The sequence below is a fragment of the Clostridium sp. LIBA-8841 genome, assembly GCF_034439435.1.
Classification (GTDB): Bacteria; Bacillota; Clostridia; order Clostridiales; family Clostridiaceae; genus Sarcina.
Genome location: NZ_JAPCKJ010000001.1, coordinates 560,800 through 578,421 on the forward strand (window position 1 = coordinate 560,800; position 17,622 = coordinate 578,421).

Genomic DNA, 17,622 nt, shown 5'->3' on the forward strand with positions numbered 1-17,622 from the left:
ATTCCCCCTACTCCCATAAACCTATAATATAAAAATAATTATTTTCCCCTATAAATAATTATTTTAGAGCTAAACTTTTAATCAGCATCTTATTTAAACGTTTAACCAACATCTAAATTTTACCATTAAATTGTATTTTTTTCAAATATTGAATTATAAATTCTATTTTCTATATTAATAATAAAGATTTTTCATCTTAAAATCACCTAAAAAAACGTTAGTTAGGAATAGAGTTTCCTAACTAACATAAAATAACAAACTAATTTAAATCTATCTATTCTTCTCTTTTCTTAGAAAATTTTAAGAAACATCCTCCAAGAGTTGATATAACTCCTAAAAGAATTACTCCTTCTCTGCCAAGTTCTACTCCTGTTTGTGGCAAAGAATCATTTTTGTCCTCATCCTCAATATTATCGTCATTTCCACCATTGTTTTCATCATCATTTAAATCATCATCACCTTCATCATCTAAATCATCCTCTGGTATATTTATTTTAAATGAAAGCTTAATTTGATTTTTATTTCCAGCCTCATCTTCGGCTTCTACACTTAAAACATATTCTCCAGATTTCTCTATAGACTTTCCGTCCCATTCTTCTCCATTTAATTCTATATAAAGTTTAGCGCCTTCCTCTGTTGTAACTATTGGAGTTACAGGTTTATCATAAGTCTTTCCATCTTCAACACCTTCTATTTTTATTTCTGGAGGTGTTATGTCCTTATTTTCATCATAAGTTGAAGAATATATCGTATTAGAAATTAATCTATATTTATGCTGAGGATGGGCTTTATTCATTAAGTTATCAGCAAATAAAGTTACATTTTTCCCATTTATCTCTTCCGTAAAAGCCATTACCTTTCCCTTTGCTTTTTCATTGTTAGGCCACCATCCAGCAACAAAGAAATCCTCTTCATCGCTTATTTTCCCAAGCACTTTAGCATTCTCTGAAACACTTGAAATCCAAGCTCCGTTAGCTGTATATATTAGTTCTTCCTCATCATATCCAGATGTTATTACACTATCTAAGTTATAAATTCCTTTTACTAACCCTTCATGATATCCATATTGATCTGTTGTTTCATAATCAAATTTTGGTATTATATTACTACTTTTAACAGCATCTAAGGACCACATTCCTATTCCTAAATAATCCTTATCTTCATTTAGATAATCTAAAGTAGCATTTCCATAATCATCTACTATTATAGTTGCATCATCAACAGGAACTAATTCAAATCCAAGTTCCTTTAAAATCCATGTACTTTGAGCTGAACCAATATTCGCAACCTTAGGTTTCTCTAAAGTCTCACTCTTAATTTCCTCATTAGCTTTTTCCACTTCTAAATAATATTCATTACATAATTCTTTAAGATCATTAACTTCGACTAAAAAATCTCCCTTAGAAAAATCATCTCCTGAATTTAAAATGACTTCTACTTCTTCTCCATTTTCAAGAAGTTTATTTACAGCCTTTATAGTATCTGTACTTGTATTTTCTAAAACAACCTCATCTCCATCTTCAAAAATAGTTATAGGTTTTTTCACATCTTTTACAGTATCATATTTGTTTTTAAATACATCAGCTTGTCTAACTTCATATTCATCAAATCCTCTAAGAGCTGGGAAATTAACAACAATTTCTGCATACATTTCATCAAAATCTGAAACATCATATCCATCATATAAAAGCATATTAGCTAATCCTCTCTTAGCTTGATGCATGTCCACAATATAGCTTCCCTTTGGATATTTTGTTTCATTTATCTCTACATCCTCAGTTGTAATGCCAACTTTAACCCCATTTCTTAAAAGATGTTCAACCATATTATAAACTTCTAATACGTTTTTTTGTAATTCATCATCTACTGGTAAAACATAATATTCAGGGAAGAAGTTTTCATTATCTCCTCTTGGTCTTCCAACTGATTCGCCTGCCTGATTCACAAGATATTTATCCACTGTCTCCTTTGCATCTATTCCCTTAATACCACGATCAAGATATTCTAACTGATTTAAAAATAATTCATCTTTATTGTTTTGGATATAATTCATTGAACCAAAAAGTCCATAAACTAAAGCATTAACACTCTCTTCATTTAGCTCTGGTATTTCGATTGTATGTCCTAAAGAACCATGATGCATTGCAAAAACCGGTGTATATGATGGACCGCCATCATCCCATCCTGTCTCATAGTCTTCATAGGGAATTAGATAACTATCATATTTACTATTAGCAATTCCACTTTTACCAAATATATTGGCTTGTTCTAGCATTTTATCTACTAATAAATCATACTCATAATTTGGATCATGAGGTGGAGTACAAGGTTCTATTAAAAATCCTGATACAAAGCCATGTAATTCTAAAAAGCTTATAGGATTCCACTTAGCAATTTCTTCTACAACTATTCTAGTTTCTTTTTGTGTTTGATACCCATTATCTCTATTTAAATCAAATCCATTTGCATTCTGTCTTTTATTATAGTATCTTCCATCTGGGTTCTCTGTTAAATTCAAAAGAATTATAACATCCTCTAAAAGATCATCAATATTTAATGTTTCTTCCTTAGTTCCACCTTGAAGATTTTTATCATCAATTGCCACATTATAAGTTATATTTTCCTCTGTGGTTAGTTTTTTTAGAGTTTCTATCTGAGCATCAACTCCTGGAGTTTCATCTGGATGAATATTATTTATAAACATTGGAACTTTATAATCCCCTAAACTTCCATCCTTCATCATACTTTGAAGTTTCTCAGGATTATCATTCATAAGTGGTACAATTTCATTTAAATACTTATCAACAGAAACTTTATCCTTTGCCATAATAACAAAATGCATATCTCTTCCTTCTACAGATTGTCCCAAAACTTCATATTCTAAATATATATCTTTTCTAGCATTTTTAAATATTTCATCTACTGCTGGCTTTAATTCATCATATTTTTTATAACTATCATACACATTTAACTTCATTGATGTTTTTTTACTCTCACCTGAAACTGAATCATTGATTTCAAGCTCATAATCCCCTATTAACTTTGGAAATTCTCTTCTATATCTTGAAGCATCTTCTGTTCCATATAACAGCTTAAACTTTAAAGTAGCCTTAAGCTTATTTCCTTCAACTACTGGTTCCTCAAGAAATTCTATATAATTTTCACCTGTATAAGTTCCATCTTCTATATTCCAAGTTTTCCACTCCTCAAACTCTTTGCCCCCAAGAGTCCAGACTAAATTCTCAACTTGAATGTTATTTTTAAACTCAACCTCTACCTCAATCTCTCTTTCATCAGTCATAGATATTAAGTTATTACTTAAGATTATTCCCTCAGCAATATTTTTATTTTCCTCTTCCTCTACTAGAAGTTCTTTTTCCTCATTTTCATTTAAAGTTTCATTAGAATCATAATCCCCATTATTACTTCTAATCTCTTCTGAAATGACTACATTTTCTCCTTCCAAAACTTCCTCTGCTGAAACACTAATAATAAAATTATTTAGTAAAAGACTAAAAGATATTGCCCCTGCTAAAATAGTCTTCAACTTATTATTTTTCATTTCTTTGCCCCCTTTATTTATTTGTATATTTATTGCTTATTGCTTTTACAAAATTTATTATATTGTATATTTATTCACTTTTCAAGAAAATATTGCATAAATATAATATAAACTTTTTATATCATTTAAAACATAACATTGTATTGATTACTTTTAGTAGAACATTAAAAATTTCATATTGCTAAACAACGAATAATTATTCACCAAATACTGTATATTTATATATGATGAACATTATATATAAATATACAGTAAAATGTGCTTTTAAAATAAATCATCTTCTTTAAAAAATTCCAAATTCAGTAAAAATATTTTTAATTTTATTAAAAAATTTACTCTTAATATAAATAATGTACATCTATTAAAATACATATTAAATTATAATTCTTATTGATGATTTTCTTTCTCATCAATATATAAAATTAAGGAGATTAGTACATGGATAAAAAGAAAAAAATAATCAGCTCAATTATTGGAATTATAATTGTTCTTATTGGTGGATATTTTGGAATAGATTTAACACAAAACTCTAAGTCACCTAATGATGAAAAGCTTATGATTTCATACATGGATGTTGGACAAGGGGATGCAGCTTATATAAATGTAAATGGAAATGATATTTTAATAGATGCTGGTCCAAGAAGCAATTCTAAAGAACTTCTTGAACAATTAAAAGCTAAGAATATTGATGACTTTGAACTAGTTATTGCAACCCATCCACACGAAGATCATATAGGGGGAATGGTTGACGTATTTAAAGAATACAAAGTTAAGAGCTTTTATTCTCCTAAGGTTACACATACAACTAAAACGTACGAAAATCTTGTTAAAGCAGTAAAAGATGAAGGATTAAAAATAAATGAACTAAAAGGTGGCATGGTTATAGACTTAGGAGATGGAGCTAATTTTGAAGTATTTACTCCTCAAAACTCAAATTATGAAGAACTTAATGACTATTCACCTATAATGAAATTAAACTTTGATAAAACATCTTATTTATTTACTGGTGATGCAGAAAAAATTGCTGAAAATGAAGCTCTAACTAAATATAAAGATTCTCTTGATTCTGATGTCATTAAATTTGGTCATCATGGTTCAAGTAGTTCATCAAGCTCTGCCTTCATTGAAGCTGTTTCTCCAAAGTATGGAATAATCAGCTGTGCTAAAGATAATAAATATGGACATCCTCACAGAGAAACTTTAGATATAATCAAAAAGTATAATATAAAAACTTTTAGAACTGATATAGATGGCGAAATAATATTGACTTCAGACGGAAAAAATATAGTATTTAACAAATAAAAAAAGACACTAGTTTTTAACTAGTGTCTTTTAATTCCTTATAATTTAAGCTTCTTCATGAGTAGTCATATCACCTGATTTTAAAGCTCTTCTTTCAGCTATTAAATTCTTAACTAAAACATCAATAGTCCAATTAATAGATGTTTCTGTAACCATTGCAACTAATGGTCTTTGTATTCCTACCTTTTTTAAGTTTTCTAAAAATATATGCACTTTTCCTGGAGCTGTAGCATTAAATATTATGGCTCTTTCCTTAACGCCTTCCCCTTCTTTGCTTTCCATTTTATCTTCTAATATATTCTTTATAGTTTCTTCTCCATTTTTAGAGCTTAAAACTATTTGATCTTTTATTCCCATTATTCTAGCAAAGTTTTGTATCTTTTTTAATTCTTTATTTCCAAAGTTATATAGAATTACACAACTTCTACCTTCTTGTTCACTTCTATCTGAAATATCTATTCTTTCAAATGACATAATTAATTCTCCTTTAATAACAAATTATAATTATTATTTAATATCAATTATATCATATTTAAATTAATAATTATATAATCTAAAATTATGTTTTAAATTAATACTAATTTTTAGCTAATCAAATATATTAAATTTTAAATTATCATTTAAATCTTATTGAAACTATTTAAACACTCCTCTATATTATTACTCAAAAATAAAAGAGACATACATGCAAAATCATCAGCACCAGCACATAAAACTTCCTTGAAATTCTCTTCATTTATTCCTCCTAAAGCCACTACAGTACAATTTACTTTTTCTCTAATTTCTTTTATGAACTTACTTCCTCTAGGAATTGCTCCAGGTTTACATTTAGTTTCAAAAATAGGAGACACGAGTATATAGCTTGCTCCTAATCTATCAGCCTCCATAGCCTCATTAATAGAATGAATAGATACTCCAACATCTAAGGATTTAATATTTTCTAAATTTCTCTTAAAATCATTAAAACTTAAATGAATGAACTTTTCTTTCAAGATATTTACTGCCTCAATATTAGAGTTTATTATTATCTTTGTCTCTTCAGAAACTAACTCTCTTATCTTCTTATATATCTTTATTAATTCATCTGTTTTTAAATCTTTCTCTCTTAAAATTATATTTTTAACACCATATTTACTTGACTTTTCTATAGTATTAAAATATTTTTCCTCACTTACTAAATTTCTATTTGTTATTAAAAACATATAAAATCACCATTTTACTTAAATATTACAAGTTTAATCTAGAATCTATGCCAATCCTTAAATATAGGTTGATATCCTTGACTCTTTATTAACTCTTTAACCTCACTTACAGAACTCTCATCATTTATATCAAATTGACTTGTTCCCTTTTCTTTCAAAGAATGTCCTCCAACAGCAGTAGAAACTCCAGCACTCATTTTACTTACTCCTAAAGGAATTAAATTCTTTCTAAAATTCTTCTCTTCTCTAGTCGAAATATTTATTCCCCCTTGGGGATCAAACAGCTTATAAGCTAAGAGTATTTGAACTAGTTCCCTATCATTAACTTCATTTAACTTTTTAAGCCCCCCTTCACAGGGTCTTATTCTTGGCAATGAATAACTTATGTCTATATAAGGATACTTATCTCTTAAATATCTTCCATGCATCGCTGTAAAGAAGGCATCAACTCTAAAATCAGCTAATCCTAATAATGCACCTATACTAATACTTCTCATTCCAGCCTTAGCTCCTCTCTCTGGAGCCTCTAACCTAAATTTATAGTTTTTCTTTGGTCCTGCTACATGAACCTTATCATATGTCTTTTCATCGTATGTCTCTTGATATACAGTAAGCCCTTCTGCGCCAGCTTCTACTGCTCTTTTATATCCTTCTTCTGTCATTGGATATATTTCAAGAGTTATAGACGGAAATTTCTCCTTTAAAGTTCTAATACTATCTTCTATATAATTTACTGGAGTATGATATTCACTTTCCCCAGTTAATATTAAAATGTGTTTAAAACCATCCTTTGAAATAGCTTCTCCCTCTTTTTCTATCTCTTCTTGGTTCAACTTCTTTCTACATATTTTATTTTCTACATTATACCCACAATATGAACATTTATTTATACAATAATTTGAGATATACATTGGTGTATATAGTAATATAGTTCTTCCAAAATATTTTAAAGAAAGTTCTCTTCCTTCTTGAGCCATTTCTTCTAAAACTTCTTCTCCTATTGGAGATATTAAATTAAGTAAATCCTCTGGGCTCTTATTTCTTTCATAAATACTTCTTAATACGTCCTCCCTTTTTACGGAATCAAAGTATCCATAAAAATCAAACTCTCTATATTTTTCTACTACATCATAAAAACTCAATTCAATCATCTCCTAATCTAAGAATCCAGTAAGTGGAGATGAAGCATTTCCAAATTTTGATTCTCTTCCCATTTTAGATTCATAGGCTAATCTGCCACCCTCTACTGCCATTTTAAAAGCTCTTGCCATATTTATAGGATTTTTAGAAGATGCTATGGCAGTATTAACTAAACATGCCGCCGCTCCCATTTCCATAGCCTCCATGGCTTGGGATGGTTTTCCTATTCCGGCATCAACTATAATAGGAATATCTAGTTCATCTATCATTATTTGAATTAGTTCCTTAGTTTTCAAACCTCTATTGCTTCCTATTGGGGCTCCCAGTGGCATTACAGCTGCTGCTCCTGCCTCTATTAACCTTCTACCTGCATAAAGATCTGGACACATATAAGGAAGTACAATAAAGCCTTCATCAGCCAATACTTTAGTTGCCTTTATAGTTTCTTCATTATCAGGAAGTAAATATTTAGAGTCTGATATAACTTCTATTTTTATCCAATTTCCACACCCCATAGCTCTTGCTATTCTAGCTATTCTAATAGCCTCCTCTGCATTAGTAGCTCCAGAAGTATTAGGTAATAATATTACATCCTTTGGTATGTTTTGAAGAATATCCTCTTCCTTATTATCTAGATCCACTCTTCTTAATGCTAAAGTTATAACTTGAGATCCACTTCCCTCTAATACATCTTTTATTATCTCATTTGAAGGATATTTACCACTTCCAACAAAAAGTCTATTTTTTATTTCTACTCCACCTATTATTAACTTGTCCATAAAAATTCCCCTTTTCTACTCTTTTTTGTAAATTTTTCAAAATCATATATGAAATTGTTAGTTAATAAAACTTATAATTATCACTAAATATATTTATAAACTCTTTTTAATTGGTTCTGTTTTAGACTAATGTTGATTTCTAGAAATCAAACTTCACTTAAAATATAACCTTTTAGTTTAGTCTTTCTTAACAAATTCTATTTTATTAACAGCTATATCTATAACTAAATTAGCCATATGATTTGCACATATAGAAACTCTAGGAGCCATTAGTCCACATCCCTCTTTAGCTTCATTTACTAAATCTCCACAAATATAAAATTTATCTGTTATCTTCTTTGTTTTTATTAAGTTTGAATCATAAAAACCTGCCATTCCTGAAGATGAAATTAAGTATTTTTCTTTCATATTACTTAAAACATAGTTTGCTAATAAAGCTTTATAATCTGGATTATCAAAGGCCTCTATTATTATGTCAGCTTCTTTTAAAATCTCCATATTATCCTCAGAAAGTTTAATATTTAAATCTTCTATTTTTATAAAAGGATTTATTCTCATTAAATTTCTTTTTAATGCAGACACCTTAAACTCTCCAATATCGTCAATATAATATTGCTGTCTATTTAGATTAGAAGGTTCTACTATATCAAAATCTACTAATCTTATATTTCCAACACCTAGTCTTGCTAGAGAAATAGCAATGTTAGATCCAAGCCCCCCACATCCAGCTATTAAAACCTTAAGTTTTTTAAGTTTTTCATGAATACCTGGTGTATGTCTTGAGACCATTAATTCTTCTAATTCCTCTTTCTTAGGCTTAATTCCTTTTTTAATAAAAACAACTCTATCTCCATCTTTTAACTCTTTATCTTCTCCAAGTGGAAATCCATTTAAAACTATAACATCAGCATCATTTAATTCTTTATCCCTTAAAGAATAGACTGTACAATTTTCTTCAACCTCTTTCCACTTTTCATTAATCTTTATCTTCATAAAGGCTCCTTATATCTTTTTCTCTTTTTTCTCTCTTTTACTTTCAACCAACTTTTATTTTCTTAAACTTCTTAAATTCTTATTAATCAACCTCCACCAACAAATGCAATAATCTCAATTATATCTTCATGATTTAATAAAATCTCATCATAACTACAAGAGTTAATTATCTCTTTGTTAAGTTCCACAACCACTCTATTTCTATTTACATTTAAACTTTCTAATAAATCAGAAACTGTATTAAGGTTTTCTTTATTTAATTTCTTTCCATTAACAATCATATCTTCACCTCTTTCCCTTTAAATACCGCTTTATACCAACAAAAAAAGGTTTAGCAATATTGCTAAACCTTTTAAAATATATTTTCTAATTAATCATAATAATATTTTCTAATATGAAAAATCACAACTTAAAATATACTTCCCTACGTTGGTATTAACCAAATCAGGTTATTAGAGTTAGGATATTAAATCCCTCTCAGCCTTTTACAGCACCCCTAGCAATATCTTAAAATTTATTTGTTTTATTCATCATAACTCAAAAAACATTTTTTATCAATTAGTTTTTTCCACGCTTTCCATTTTTTTATTTTTCATATTTATTAATTGCTTATTTAACATAAGTGTTAAAATTAATCCAACTAAAGCTATCATAGCACATGTTAAGAATAATTTAGTATATCCTGTATTCATTACTTGTTGGAATGTAGTTTCTATAGCATTTTTAGCCCCATCTAAGCTTTGCATATATGATTTTTGAATCATATCTATATTTACATGAGGATTATTAGCAAACTTGTCACCTAATGATGCAAATTGTGATTGCACCATATCCTTTATAATGCTGAATATATTAGTAACACTTGCATTTCCCATTGAATTTGCAACGTGTGAAGATCCTCCACCATTTGCCATAATATTTGACATTCCATCTACATGAGGCATAACTTTTTGTAATGCATCTGGTACTCTTCTTCCAGCATCTGATATAAAGTTAATAAGTATGTTTGGTGATACTGCAATACCTATAGATTTAACTAATGATACTGCTGATTGTCCAACTGTAGCTTCATTATCAGGTACTAAGCTAAGCATTAAGTAGTTTATTGGTGTTCCCATAGAAAATCCTAAACCAAATCCCATAATAGCTAATCCTATTATTAAGTTAACCATACTTGGATGTTTAGTTGTTATATACCCTTGATAAAGGTTTCCTATTATAACTAAACTCATACCTATTATTAATACCTTTTTAACACCTATTTTATCAATAAATTTACCACCTAAAGGTGCTGCTATACCTACAAATACTGCAAATATTGTAACTATATATCCACCACTACCCATAGGTGTTCTTAATATATTTTCACTAAATTGAGGAATGAATACTGTTGCCATTAATCCACATCCTACAACGAAACTTAATATTAAAGTTATCGCTATTTCCTTATTAGTAAAGTAGGATAAGTTTATTACTGGATCTTCTGCTTTCTTTTCTACCCAAACTAATACAGGAATTGATATTACAAATATTAAAAGATATGGCCAAACATCTAATGATTTTATTGAGTCCATAAAATCGTAGAATTTTAAGTTTGTAGCTCCATACATTAAAGATAAAATTAATACAGTTAATACTCCTGAACCTAATATATCTAACTTCTTAACTCCTTGTGCAGAAGTATTCTCTTCTAATTTAGTTGCTAAAAGTAATATTATTATACTTATTGGAACATTTACTAAGAATAAAAATCCCCAGTTTTTATCACCAAAAATAGAAAGTATTCCTGAACCTAAAGTTGGTCCAATTACTGTTGCGATTCCATATACTCCACCAATCATTCCTAAAGCTGAACCTCTTTTTTCAACTGGGAATGATGTTCCTATATAAGCTGTAGCTATTGGCATTATTCCACCACCACCTATAGCTTCTATTACTCTTGCACATAATAAGAATCCATAACTATTTACATAATCTGATACTCCACATAATAAAGAACCTAGTCCAAATAAAGTTATTGAGACCATGTACACTTTTTTTCTTCCGAACTTATCAGAAAGTTTTCCCATGATAGGCATTGATACTGCATATGCTAAGGTATATATTGTTATAACCCAAACACTGGCATCCTGTGAAACCTTTAATCCATCAGCTATTATATCTCTTGCTGGTGATACAATTCCTGAATCAATAGCCCCCATGAATATTCCTAGTAAGAAGACAGCCATAGTGATTCCAACTGATTTCTTTTTCATAATCGTCACCCTTTCTTAAACTATAAACTTGTCCTTACTATGCCTTTTATTAATATTATTTTTTAAATATTATTAATAAAAAACACAGTGAACTACGTTCATATTACTCCTTAAAGTTTATAAAATCAAAGAGTAAATTTCCCCAAATTCTTCTAAAATCCCAAACAAACAGTTATATTCCTTAACTTTATTAATAATTAATTAATATTTTGTTCATATATAATTTTAAAATAAAGCTACCTTAATTATTCATCAAGGTAGCTTTCTATTATTTCATTTGTTCAATATTTTCTTTTAATTTTCTTATTTCTTCATCTTTTTCTCTTAACTTACTTTCATAGTAATTATCCTTATTATCTAAACTATTATTCAACATATTGATTAATGAAGCCATTTCATCTGCACTTCCTACAATTCTATTAAAAAGCAATAGATTTGATTTTAATATTTCAGGTATTTCATTATGAGAATATCTAAGCCTATGGTCAATTTCCCCATATCCCTCTTCAAAAATAGTTCTTACTTGAATCTCTGCAATAACCTTTTGATTTGTTGGATAACACTCCACAAGATAATGAACAGACCTATACCCTGATTGTCTTGATATAACTTCAATACCTAAATTATCAAATATAGTTCTGTCATCTCCATCTCTTATATTAGCTGTTATTTCAATTACATTCCATGTCTTTATTATAAAATCATGTATTGCCTTCCATTGATCTTTAAATATATGTAATACCCTTATACCTATCAAATCAGTTATTTCATTTTTATAATTTTCAACATTAAAATAAAAATGTTCACCATATTTTTCTTTTCTATCTTCTGTTTTTCTTATTATTTTTTCAATTAATCTTTCCGGATTTTTTATTCTTGATTTTACAGAATGAACATTTTCATTTGAACGTAATATATTCGCTATGAAATCTGCTTGATTCTCATAAGACTCTTCATATTTCACAAAGTCATAAAATATTTTTTGTAAATCTTCAAAATTAATATCATTCTTTTCTATGTATTCTTCTACATGAGGATATTTTTGGAGAAAACTTTCTTTATTTAAACTTCTCATAATTACCTCCCCTTATTTTAATTTAGTACTATATATTAAATCTCAATAATCCTTACTTTTTTATTAATTTCTTTAAATCTTCTAACCCCAAGGCTATTTCTTCCTTAGAAAAATTATATTGTTTAAGCTCTTCATCACTCTTTTTATCTAATAAGCTATACATCTTCTCTCCTATTTCATAAACTTCCATAGAAGGATTTTTCTCAGCCTCTCTAAAAAGCATATCTTCTGCTTCATCAATTTTTCCCTTAGATATTAATCCTCTTAAAGTTATCCAAAATATATCATCTTTTGAATAAGTATCAGCCAAAAGAAAATCATTTTCTCCATCTTTATTTAATAAAAATCCCATTTTAACACCTACTTTTCTATTTAAATATCTCTAAATATTCTTCATACCCTTTTTCTTTTAGTTCTTCCTTTGGAATAAATTTTAGTGAGGCTGAATTTATACAATATCTTAATCCACCTAACTCTTCTGGTCCATCACAAAATACATGTCCTAGATGAGAATCGCCTAATCTACTTCTAACTTCTGTTCTAATCATTCCATAGCTTTTATCTATCTTTTCCTTTATTATACTTCTATCTATTGGTTTTGAAAAAGCAGGCCATCCACATGAAGAAAAGAACTTGTCCTTAGAAGTGAATAAGGGTTCTCCAGTTGCTACATCAACATATATTCCTTCTCTATCAAAATCCCAATATTCATTTGTAAAAGGTCTTTCGGTTCCATTTTCTTGAGTAACATAGTACTCCTCATCTTTTAAAAGCTTCTTTAGTTCTTCTTTTTCTTTCTTTGCATATTTCAAAATAATCACTCCATTTAAAAATTTAATTTCATTACTTAAATTTTTTCAAGATAATTTTTTATAACTTTAATTATTAGTTCTAAGGCTCTAATACTTTCTAATACATTTCCTTTTATACACAGAGAATGTCCTGCATCTTCTATTTCTAAAACATTAAACTTTTCTTCTTTTATTTTCTCCAAATTATCTGAAGATATTAAAGCATCCTTAGTACCTGTTATTATTAAACTTTCTTTGTTTATGTTATCCTTAAAAGTTTCATTTATAGGAGTTAAATAAATATTTTTAACCTCTATATTATAAACCTTTTTAATTTCCTCACCTATTTTATTTTGTAATACTGTACCTAAACTTTTTCCTATAATAACTATATTTTTATATTTTCCTGTTCTAAATTCCAAAGCACTAAAAACAACATCTAAGCTTTCCAAGAATAATTCTCTAATGTCCTCTTCATCATGTCTATTGAAAGTTTCCCTACTAACTTGAAATCCATATTCTATTCCTAAACAATCATAATTTAAGTCTAGAACTAATTGTTTTGAATAATCCAGTATTGCTTTATCCAAGGTATATCCTAATCCAGGTAATAAGATAACCAAAGTTTCACTTTCATTGCAAATTAATTTATTATTGGTTCTACATTTCCACATAGATTGTTTCTCTATATTAAAACTCTTCACTTTTCGCACCTTCTTTTTAAATTCTATTATATAATTATATACGAAATTTTTTCAAGAAAGAAAAATGATGTTTTATTAAGTAAAACCTTAATAAAACATCACTCTCTTCTATTAAATGTCCTTTATTGAATTTTCCATTTCTGTTAACATTACATCTGTTGATTGTAATCCTGGCCCACCTAAGTACCAAGCCTTCGTATCTAAATAAACTATTTTCCCATTTTTATATGCATCTGTTCTTTGTACTAATTCATTTTCAATTATACCCTTAGCAGGTTCTTGCTTGCTACTTGCTACTATGCCCTTATCTATTACAAATAAATATCCAGGATTAATATTTGCTATATATTCATTAGAAACTGTTTGTCCATGATTTTCAGTTGTTATATTTTCATCTGCTTCCTTAAAGCCAAATTCTTTGTGAATAGTACTAAATCTTGAATCTTTACCAAAAGCACTTATTTCGCCATCATAAACCATTGTAATTAAAGCTTTTTCATCCATATTAGAAGTTTTTGCATTTATATTTTCTATTCTAGTATTTATATCTTTTATTTTATTATCCACAAAATCTTCCATACCGAAAACTATACCTAATGTCTTTGCATTATTTTCTAATGACTCAAAATGATTATTACCATTTCCCCCTAAAAATAATGTAGGTGCTATTTTAGATAGCTCATCATAATGTTTTTCTTGTCTTCCTTCTATTATTATAAGATCTGGTTTTAATTCATTTATAGTTTCCATATTAAACTCTTTTAAAGAACCTAAATCTTTATAATTATCACCCTTATACTCATCTAAGTATTCTGGTAAACTACCTTTAGGTAATCCTACAACTGTGCTTTCCTTATCCATTTCGTCAATTATATCTAATGATGAATAATCTAAAACAACTACTTTTTCTGGGTTTTTAGGTACTTCAATTTCCCCTTTTCTATCTGATACCTTCACCATTTCCTTTGCAGCCAATGCCGTGTTTTTGTCCTTCTCTCCTCCAAAAAGAGCAAAGCCTCCTGCCACTAAGGCTATACTTATCCCTACTATAGCTAAAACCTTTTTATTCATATATATATCCTCCTAAATTTTATTTTATTAAAAATAAACACATAATTTATTTCCATTGAAATTTTTAATTTCAAAATCTATTTCATATATATCCTCTAAGAATTCTTTGCTAATTATCTTAGATGTATCATCATTTCTAGCAATTTTACCATCTTTTAATACCACTATATTATCTGAATAGAATGATGCAAAATTTATATCATGCATAACTATTACTACTGTTTTGTTCAAATCATTTACTAATCCTCTTAAAACCTTCATCATCTTAACTGAATGTTTCATATCTAAGTTATTTAATGGCTCATCTAGCAAAATATACTCAGTATTTTGGGCTATTACCATTGCTATATATGCTCTTTGTCTTTGTCCACCTGAAAGCTCGTCTAAATATCTGTTTTCTATATCTTTAAGTTGCATATACTCTATTGCATTATCAATATGTTTCTCGTCTTCTTTAGTAAGCCTTCCTTCATTGTGAGGGAATCTTCCAAAACTAACTAACTCTCTAATGGTAAGCCTAACATTTATGTTATTAGATTGTCTTAGTATTGCTATTTTCTTTGCTAGTTCTTTATCATTCCACTTTTCTAAAGGAACCCCATCAATGATGACTTCACCCTTATCTTTACTCATGATTCTAGAAATCATAGATAAAACAGTACTTTTACCTGCTCCATTTGGTCCTATAAAAGATGTTATTTTTCCTTTATTTATATTAAAGGACACATCATCAACAACAAATTTATTACCATATTTTTTACTTAAATTTTTTATCTCTATCATTACTTACTCTCCTTTAACAATAAATATAAGAAATATGCTCCACCTATAAAGTTTATAATTATACTAACTGTACTTGTGTAGTTTAATATTCTTTCTACTATAAACTGTCCACCTACCAAAGCTATTACCCCCATTAGAGAAGCTCCAGCTATGAGTACACTGTGTTTATAAGTACTAAAGAACTCATAGGATAAATTAACTATTAATATCCCTAAAAATGTTATTGGACCTACTAAAGCAGTAGATACTGATACTAATATAGCCACAACTACTAAAATCTTTTTAGATAATTTATCATAATTTATTCCTAAGTTTATAGCATTTTCTCTTCCTAAAAGTAAAACATCTAATTTCTTTATATCGTCATACATAAAAGCAAATATTAATAATACAATAACTATAGTTATAAATAATATATCTGTATTCACATTGTTAAAACTTGCATATAAGCTAGTTTGTAAAGCTTCAAACTCATTTGGATCTATTAATACTTGCATAAACGTTGATAATGTCTTAAATAAGGTTCCAAGTACTGTTCCCACTAATAACAAGAAATAAATATTATTACTCTTTTTAAACATAAATTTATAAAGAATCAAACTTGAAATTATCATGCATAAAACTGATACTCCAAAATTAACTTTATGATTTAACATTACAACGCTACTTGTACCAAATATAAATACAGATAAAGTTTGTACAAATCCATACAAGGAATCTAAGCCTAATACGCTTGGAGTTAAAATTCTATTGTTAGTAACTGTTTGAAATATCATAGAGGAATATGCTATTGCCCCTCCTGTTATAATTATTGCTATAACCTTTGGTACTCTTTTGGAAATATTGTAATCCCAATTATTCTTATTTAATCCTTGAAATAAAAACAATAGTACAACTGATAAGGCTATAACTCCTAATAATATTAGTTTTTTTCTATCACTTTTTGAAATTGTCCTATTCATTTTTGTTCCTCCTAAAAATAAGATAAAGGAATACTATACTTCCAACAGTTCCTACAGTTACACTTATAGGAATCTCATAAGGATAAATCATTAGTCTTCCAACTATATCACATACAAGAACAAATATTGCTCCAAATAAAGCTGTATGCCATATATTTTTGCTTAAATTATCTCCCATCTTTAGAGAAACTATATTAGGGACTATTAGTCCTACAAAAGGAATATTTCCAACAGTTATTACAACTAAAGCTGATACCATAGCTACTATTGAAATACCTATATTAGCTACCTTATTAAAATCTAAACCTAAGTTTTTTGATATATCTTCTCCCATACCTATAATGGTAAATTTATTAGCATATAGTAATGCAATTATCATTAAAGGCACTGTTAAATACATAAGTTCATAATTACCTTTTAACACCCCTGAAAAACTTCCTTGCATGAAAGAACTCATATTTTGTACCATATCAAACTTATAAGCTAAGAAGTCTGTTATAGCACCTATTACATTTCCAAGCATAATACCTAGTAAAGGTATAAAAACTGCATTCTTATACTTTATCTTTTTTAGAATTTTCATAAAAATAAAGGTTCCTATCATTGCAAACATAAAAGCCCATATCATCTTCTGCATAAGAGTTACAGATCCTAATAGTAAAGTAGCAAATAAAATTCCTAACTTCGCTGAGTCTATTGTAGCTGCCGTTGTAGGAGATACAAACTTATTATTACTTATTTGTTGCATTATAACTCCCGATACACTTAATCCTACACCAGCAAATATTATGCTTAAAAGTCTTGGTAATCTACTTATTAAAAGCACTTCTATCTTGTCTGTATTTCCAGCCAATATATCTTTAAACCCAATATCATAAACTCCTATGAAAATTGATACAAATGATAATATGATTAAAGCTAATATTAAGTATCTCTTTTTCATAAATTAAACTCCTTAAATAATTAAATTTCCTATGTTAAAATTAACCTTTAATTCCTTACA

17 protein-coding genes and 1 riboswitch are annotated in these 17,622 nt (G+C 28.2%); of the genes, 1 reads left to right on the forward strand and 16 read right to left on the reverse strand.

Annotated features, from left to right (window positions below; translation table 11 throughout):
* Positions 1-274: 274 nt before the first annotated feature.
* Positions 275-3,562 carry a M14 family metallopeptidase gene (locus OIF33_RS02245; RefSeq protein WP_322502601.1) on the reverse strand — a complete coding sequence of 1,096 codons (3,288 nt, stop codon included), beginning with the start codon at positions 3,560-3,562 and terminating at the stop codon, positions 275-277.
* 438 nt (positions 3,563-4,000) lie between these two features.
* Between OIF33_RS02245 and OIF33_RS02250 the strand changes: the two genes are divergently transcribed.
* On the forward strand, positions 4,001-4,864 hold the full coding sequence (locus OIF33_RS02250; RefSeq protein ID WP_322502602.1) for a ComEC/Rec2 family competence protein: 864 nt from the start codon (positions 4,001-4,003) through the stop codon (positions 4,862-4,864).
* A 45-nt stretch (positions 4,865-4,909) separates the two neighbouring features.
* Here the strand turns inward: OIF33_RS02250 and OIF33_RS02255 are convergent, their stop codons facing one another.
* From OIF33_RS02255 to OIF33_RS02325, 15 genes are all read right to left on the reverse strand, one after another.
* Entirely contained in the window at positions 4,910-5,338 is a 429-nt protein-coding gene (locus OIF33_RS02255) for a DUF3783 domain-containing protein (RefSeq protein ID WP_322502603.1), read from the reverse strand.
* Positions 5,339-5,484: 146 nt separating this feature from the next.
* Complete coding sequence (locus OIF33_RS02260) at positions 5,485-6,066, reverse strand: thiamine phosphate synthase (RefSeq protein WP_322502604.1); 582 nt, start codon at positions 6,064-6,066, stop codon at positions 5,485-5,487.
* 38 nt (positions 6,067-6,104) lie between these two features.
* Positions 6,105-7,208, reverse strand: coding sequence for a 2-iminoacetate synthase ThiH (gene thiH, locus OIF33_RS02265; protein ID WP_322502605.1), 1,104 nt, complete (start codon positions 7,206-7,208; stop codon positions 6,105-6,107).
* 12 nt (positions 7,209-7,220) lie between these two features.
* Positions 7,221-7,985, reverse strand: coding sequence for a thiazole synthase (locus tag OIF33_RS02270; protein WP_322502606.1), 765 nt, complete (start codon positions 7,983-7,985; stop codon positions 7,221-7,223).
* A gap of 177 nt (positions 7,986-8,162) precedes the next feature.
* Positions 8,163-8,978 (reverse strand): sulfur carrier protein ThiS adenylyltransferase ThiF, encoded by an 816-nt coding sequence (gene thiF / locus OIF33_RS02275; protein ID WP_322502607.1) that lies wholly within the window; start codon positions 8,976-8,978, stop codon positions 8,163-8,165.
* Positions 8,979-9,064: 86 nt separating this feature from the next.
* Positions 9,065-9,259 (reverse strand): sulfur carrier protein ThiS, encoded by a 195-nt coding sequence (gene thiS / locus OIF33_RS02280; protein WP_322502608.1) that lies wholly within the window; start codon positions 9,257-9,259, stop codon positions 9,065-9,067.
* A gap of 123 nt (positions 9,260-9,382) precedes the next feature.
* Positions 9,383-9,486: riboswitch (TPP riboswitch) on the reverse strand.
* Between the two features lie 46 nt (positions 9,487-9,532).
* Complete coding sequence (locus OIF33_RS02285) at positions 9,533-11,233, reverse strand: MFS transporter (protein ID WP_322502609.1); 1,701 nt, start codon at positions 11,231-11,233, stop codon at positions 9,533-9,535.
* A 268-nt stretch (positions 11,234-11,501) separates the two neighbouring features.
* Positions 11,502-12,308 (reverse strand): RelA/SpoT domain-containing protein, encoded by an 807-nt coding sequence (locus tag OIF33_RS02290; RefSeq protein WP_322502610.1) that lies wholly within the window; start codon positions 12,306-12,308, stop codon positions 11,502-11,504.
* A gap of 52 nt (positions 12,309-12,360) precedes the next feature.
* Positions 12,361-12,660, reverse strand: coding sequence for a DUF6483 family protein (locus tag OIF33_RS02295; protein WP_322502611.1), 300 nt, complete (start codon positions 12,658-12,660; stop codon positions 12,361-12,363).
* Between the two features lie 16 nt (positions 12,661-12,676).
* The gene (msrB, locus tag OIF33_RS02300) at positions 12,677-13,120 is read right to left on the reverse strand and encodes a peptide-methionine (R)-S-oxide reductase MsrB (protein ID WP_322502612.1); all 444 of its coding nucleotides are present in this window, start codon (positions 13,118-13,120) and stop codon (positions 12,677-12,679) included.
* 35 nt (positions 13,121-13,155) lie between these two features.
* A complete protein-coding gene (locus tag OIF33_RS02305) occupies positions 13,156-13,803 on the reverse strand; it encodes an alpha/beta hydrolase (RefSeq protein WP_322502613.1) in 648 nt (215 codons plus the stop codon).
* 111 nt (positions 13,804-13,914) lie between these two features.
* Positions 13,915-14,874, reverse strand: coding sequence for a siderophore ABC transporter substrate-binding protein (locus tag OIF33_RS02310; RefSeq protein WP_322502614.1), 960 nt, complete (start codon positions 14,872-14,874; stop codon positions 13,915-13,917).
* 27 nt (positions 14,875-14,901) lie between these two features.
* Positions 14,902-15,657: an ABC transporter ATP-binding protein gene (locus OIF33_RS02315; RefSeq protein ID WP_322502615.1), complete on the reverse strand. Its 756-nt coding sequence runs from the start codon at positions 15,655-15,657 to the stop codon at positions 14,902-14,904.
* On the reverse strand, positions 15,657-16,619 hold the full coding sequence (locus OIF33_RS02320; RefSeq protein ID WP_322502616.1) for an iron chelate uptake ABC transporter family permease subunit: 963 nt from the start codon (positions 16,617-16,619) through the stop codon (positions 15,657-15,659). The genes OIF33_RS02315 and OIF33_RS02320 overlap by 1 nt, the downstream gene beginning before the upstream one ends.
* On the reverse strand, positions 16,612-17,562 hold the full coding sequence (locus OIF33_RS02325) for an ABC transporter permease (protein WP_322502617.1): 951 nt from the start codon (positions 17,560-17,562) through the stop codon (positions 16,612-16,614). Before OIF33_RS02325 ends, OIF33_RS02320 begins: the two co-directional genes overlap by 8 nt.
* Positions 17,563-17,622: the final 60 nt, after the last annotated feature.

Bases quoted from the DNA above. Each gene is read 5' to 3' on its own strand.
- OIF33_RS02245 (WP_322502601.1), bottom strand. From the start codon at position 3,562: ATGAAAAATAATAAGTTGAAGACTATTTTAGCAGGGGCAATATCTTTT.
- OIF33_RS02250 (WP_322502602.1), top strand. From the start codon at position 4,001: ATGGATAAAAAGAAAAAAATAATCAGCTCAATTATTGGAATTATAATT.
- OIF33_RS02255 (WP_322502603.1), bottom strand. From the start codon at position 5,338: ATGTCATTTGAAAGAATAGATATTTCAGATAGAAGTGAACAAGAAGGT.
- OIF33_RS02260 (WP_322502604.1), bottom strand. From the start codon at position 6,066: ATGTTTTTAATAACAAATAGAAATTTAGTAAGTGAGGAAAAATATTTT.
- OIF33_RS02270 (WP_322502606.1), bottom strand. From the start codon at position 7,985: ATGGACAAGTTAATAATAGGTGGAGTAGAAATAAAAAATAGACTTTTT.
- thiF (WP_322502607.1), bottom strand. From the start codon at position 8,978: ATGAAGATAAAGATTAATGAAAAGTGGAAAGAGGTTGAAGAAAATTGT.
- thiS (WP_322502608.1), bottom strand. From the start codon at position 9,259: ATGATTGTTAATGGAAAGAAATTAAATAAAGAAAACCTTAATACAGTT.
- OIF33_RS02285 (WP_322502609.1), bottom strand. From the start codon at position 11,233: ATGAAAAAGAAATCAGTTGGAATCACTATGGCTGTCTTCTTACTAGGA.
- OIF33_RS02290 (WP_322502610.1), bottom strand. From the start codon at position 12,308: ATGAGAAGTTTAAATAAAGAAAGTTTTCTCCAAAAATATCCTCATGTA.
- OIF33_RS02295 (WP_322502611.1), bottom strand. From the start codon at position 12,660: ATGGGATTTTTATTAAATAAAGATGGAGAAAATGATTTTCTTTTGGCT.
- OIF33_RS02310 (WP_322502614.1), bottom strand. From the start codon at position 14,874: ATGAATAAAAAGGTTTTAGCTATAGTAGGGATAAGTATAGCCTTAGTG.
- OIF33_RS02315 (WP_322502615.1), bottom strand. From the start codon at position 15,657: ATGATAGAGATAAAAAATTTAAGTAAAAAATATGGTAATAAATTTGTT.
- OIF33_RS02320 (WP_322502616.1), bottom strand. From the start codon at position 16,619: ATGAATAGGACAATTTCAAAAAGTGATAGAAAAAAACTAATATTATTA.
- OIF33_RS02325 (WP_322502617.1), bottom strand. From the start codon at position 17,562: ATGAAAAAGAGATACTTAATATTAGCTTTAATCATATTATCATTTGTA.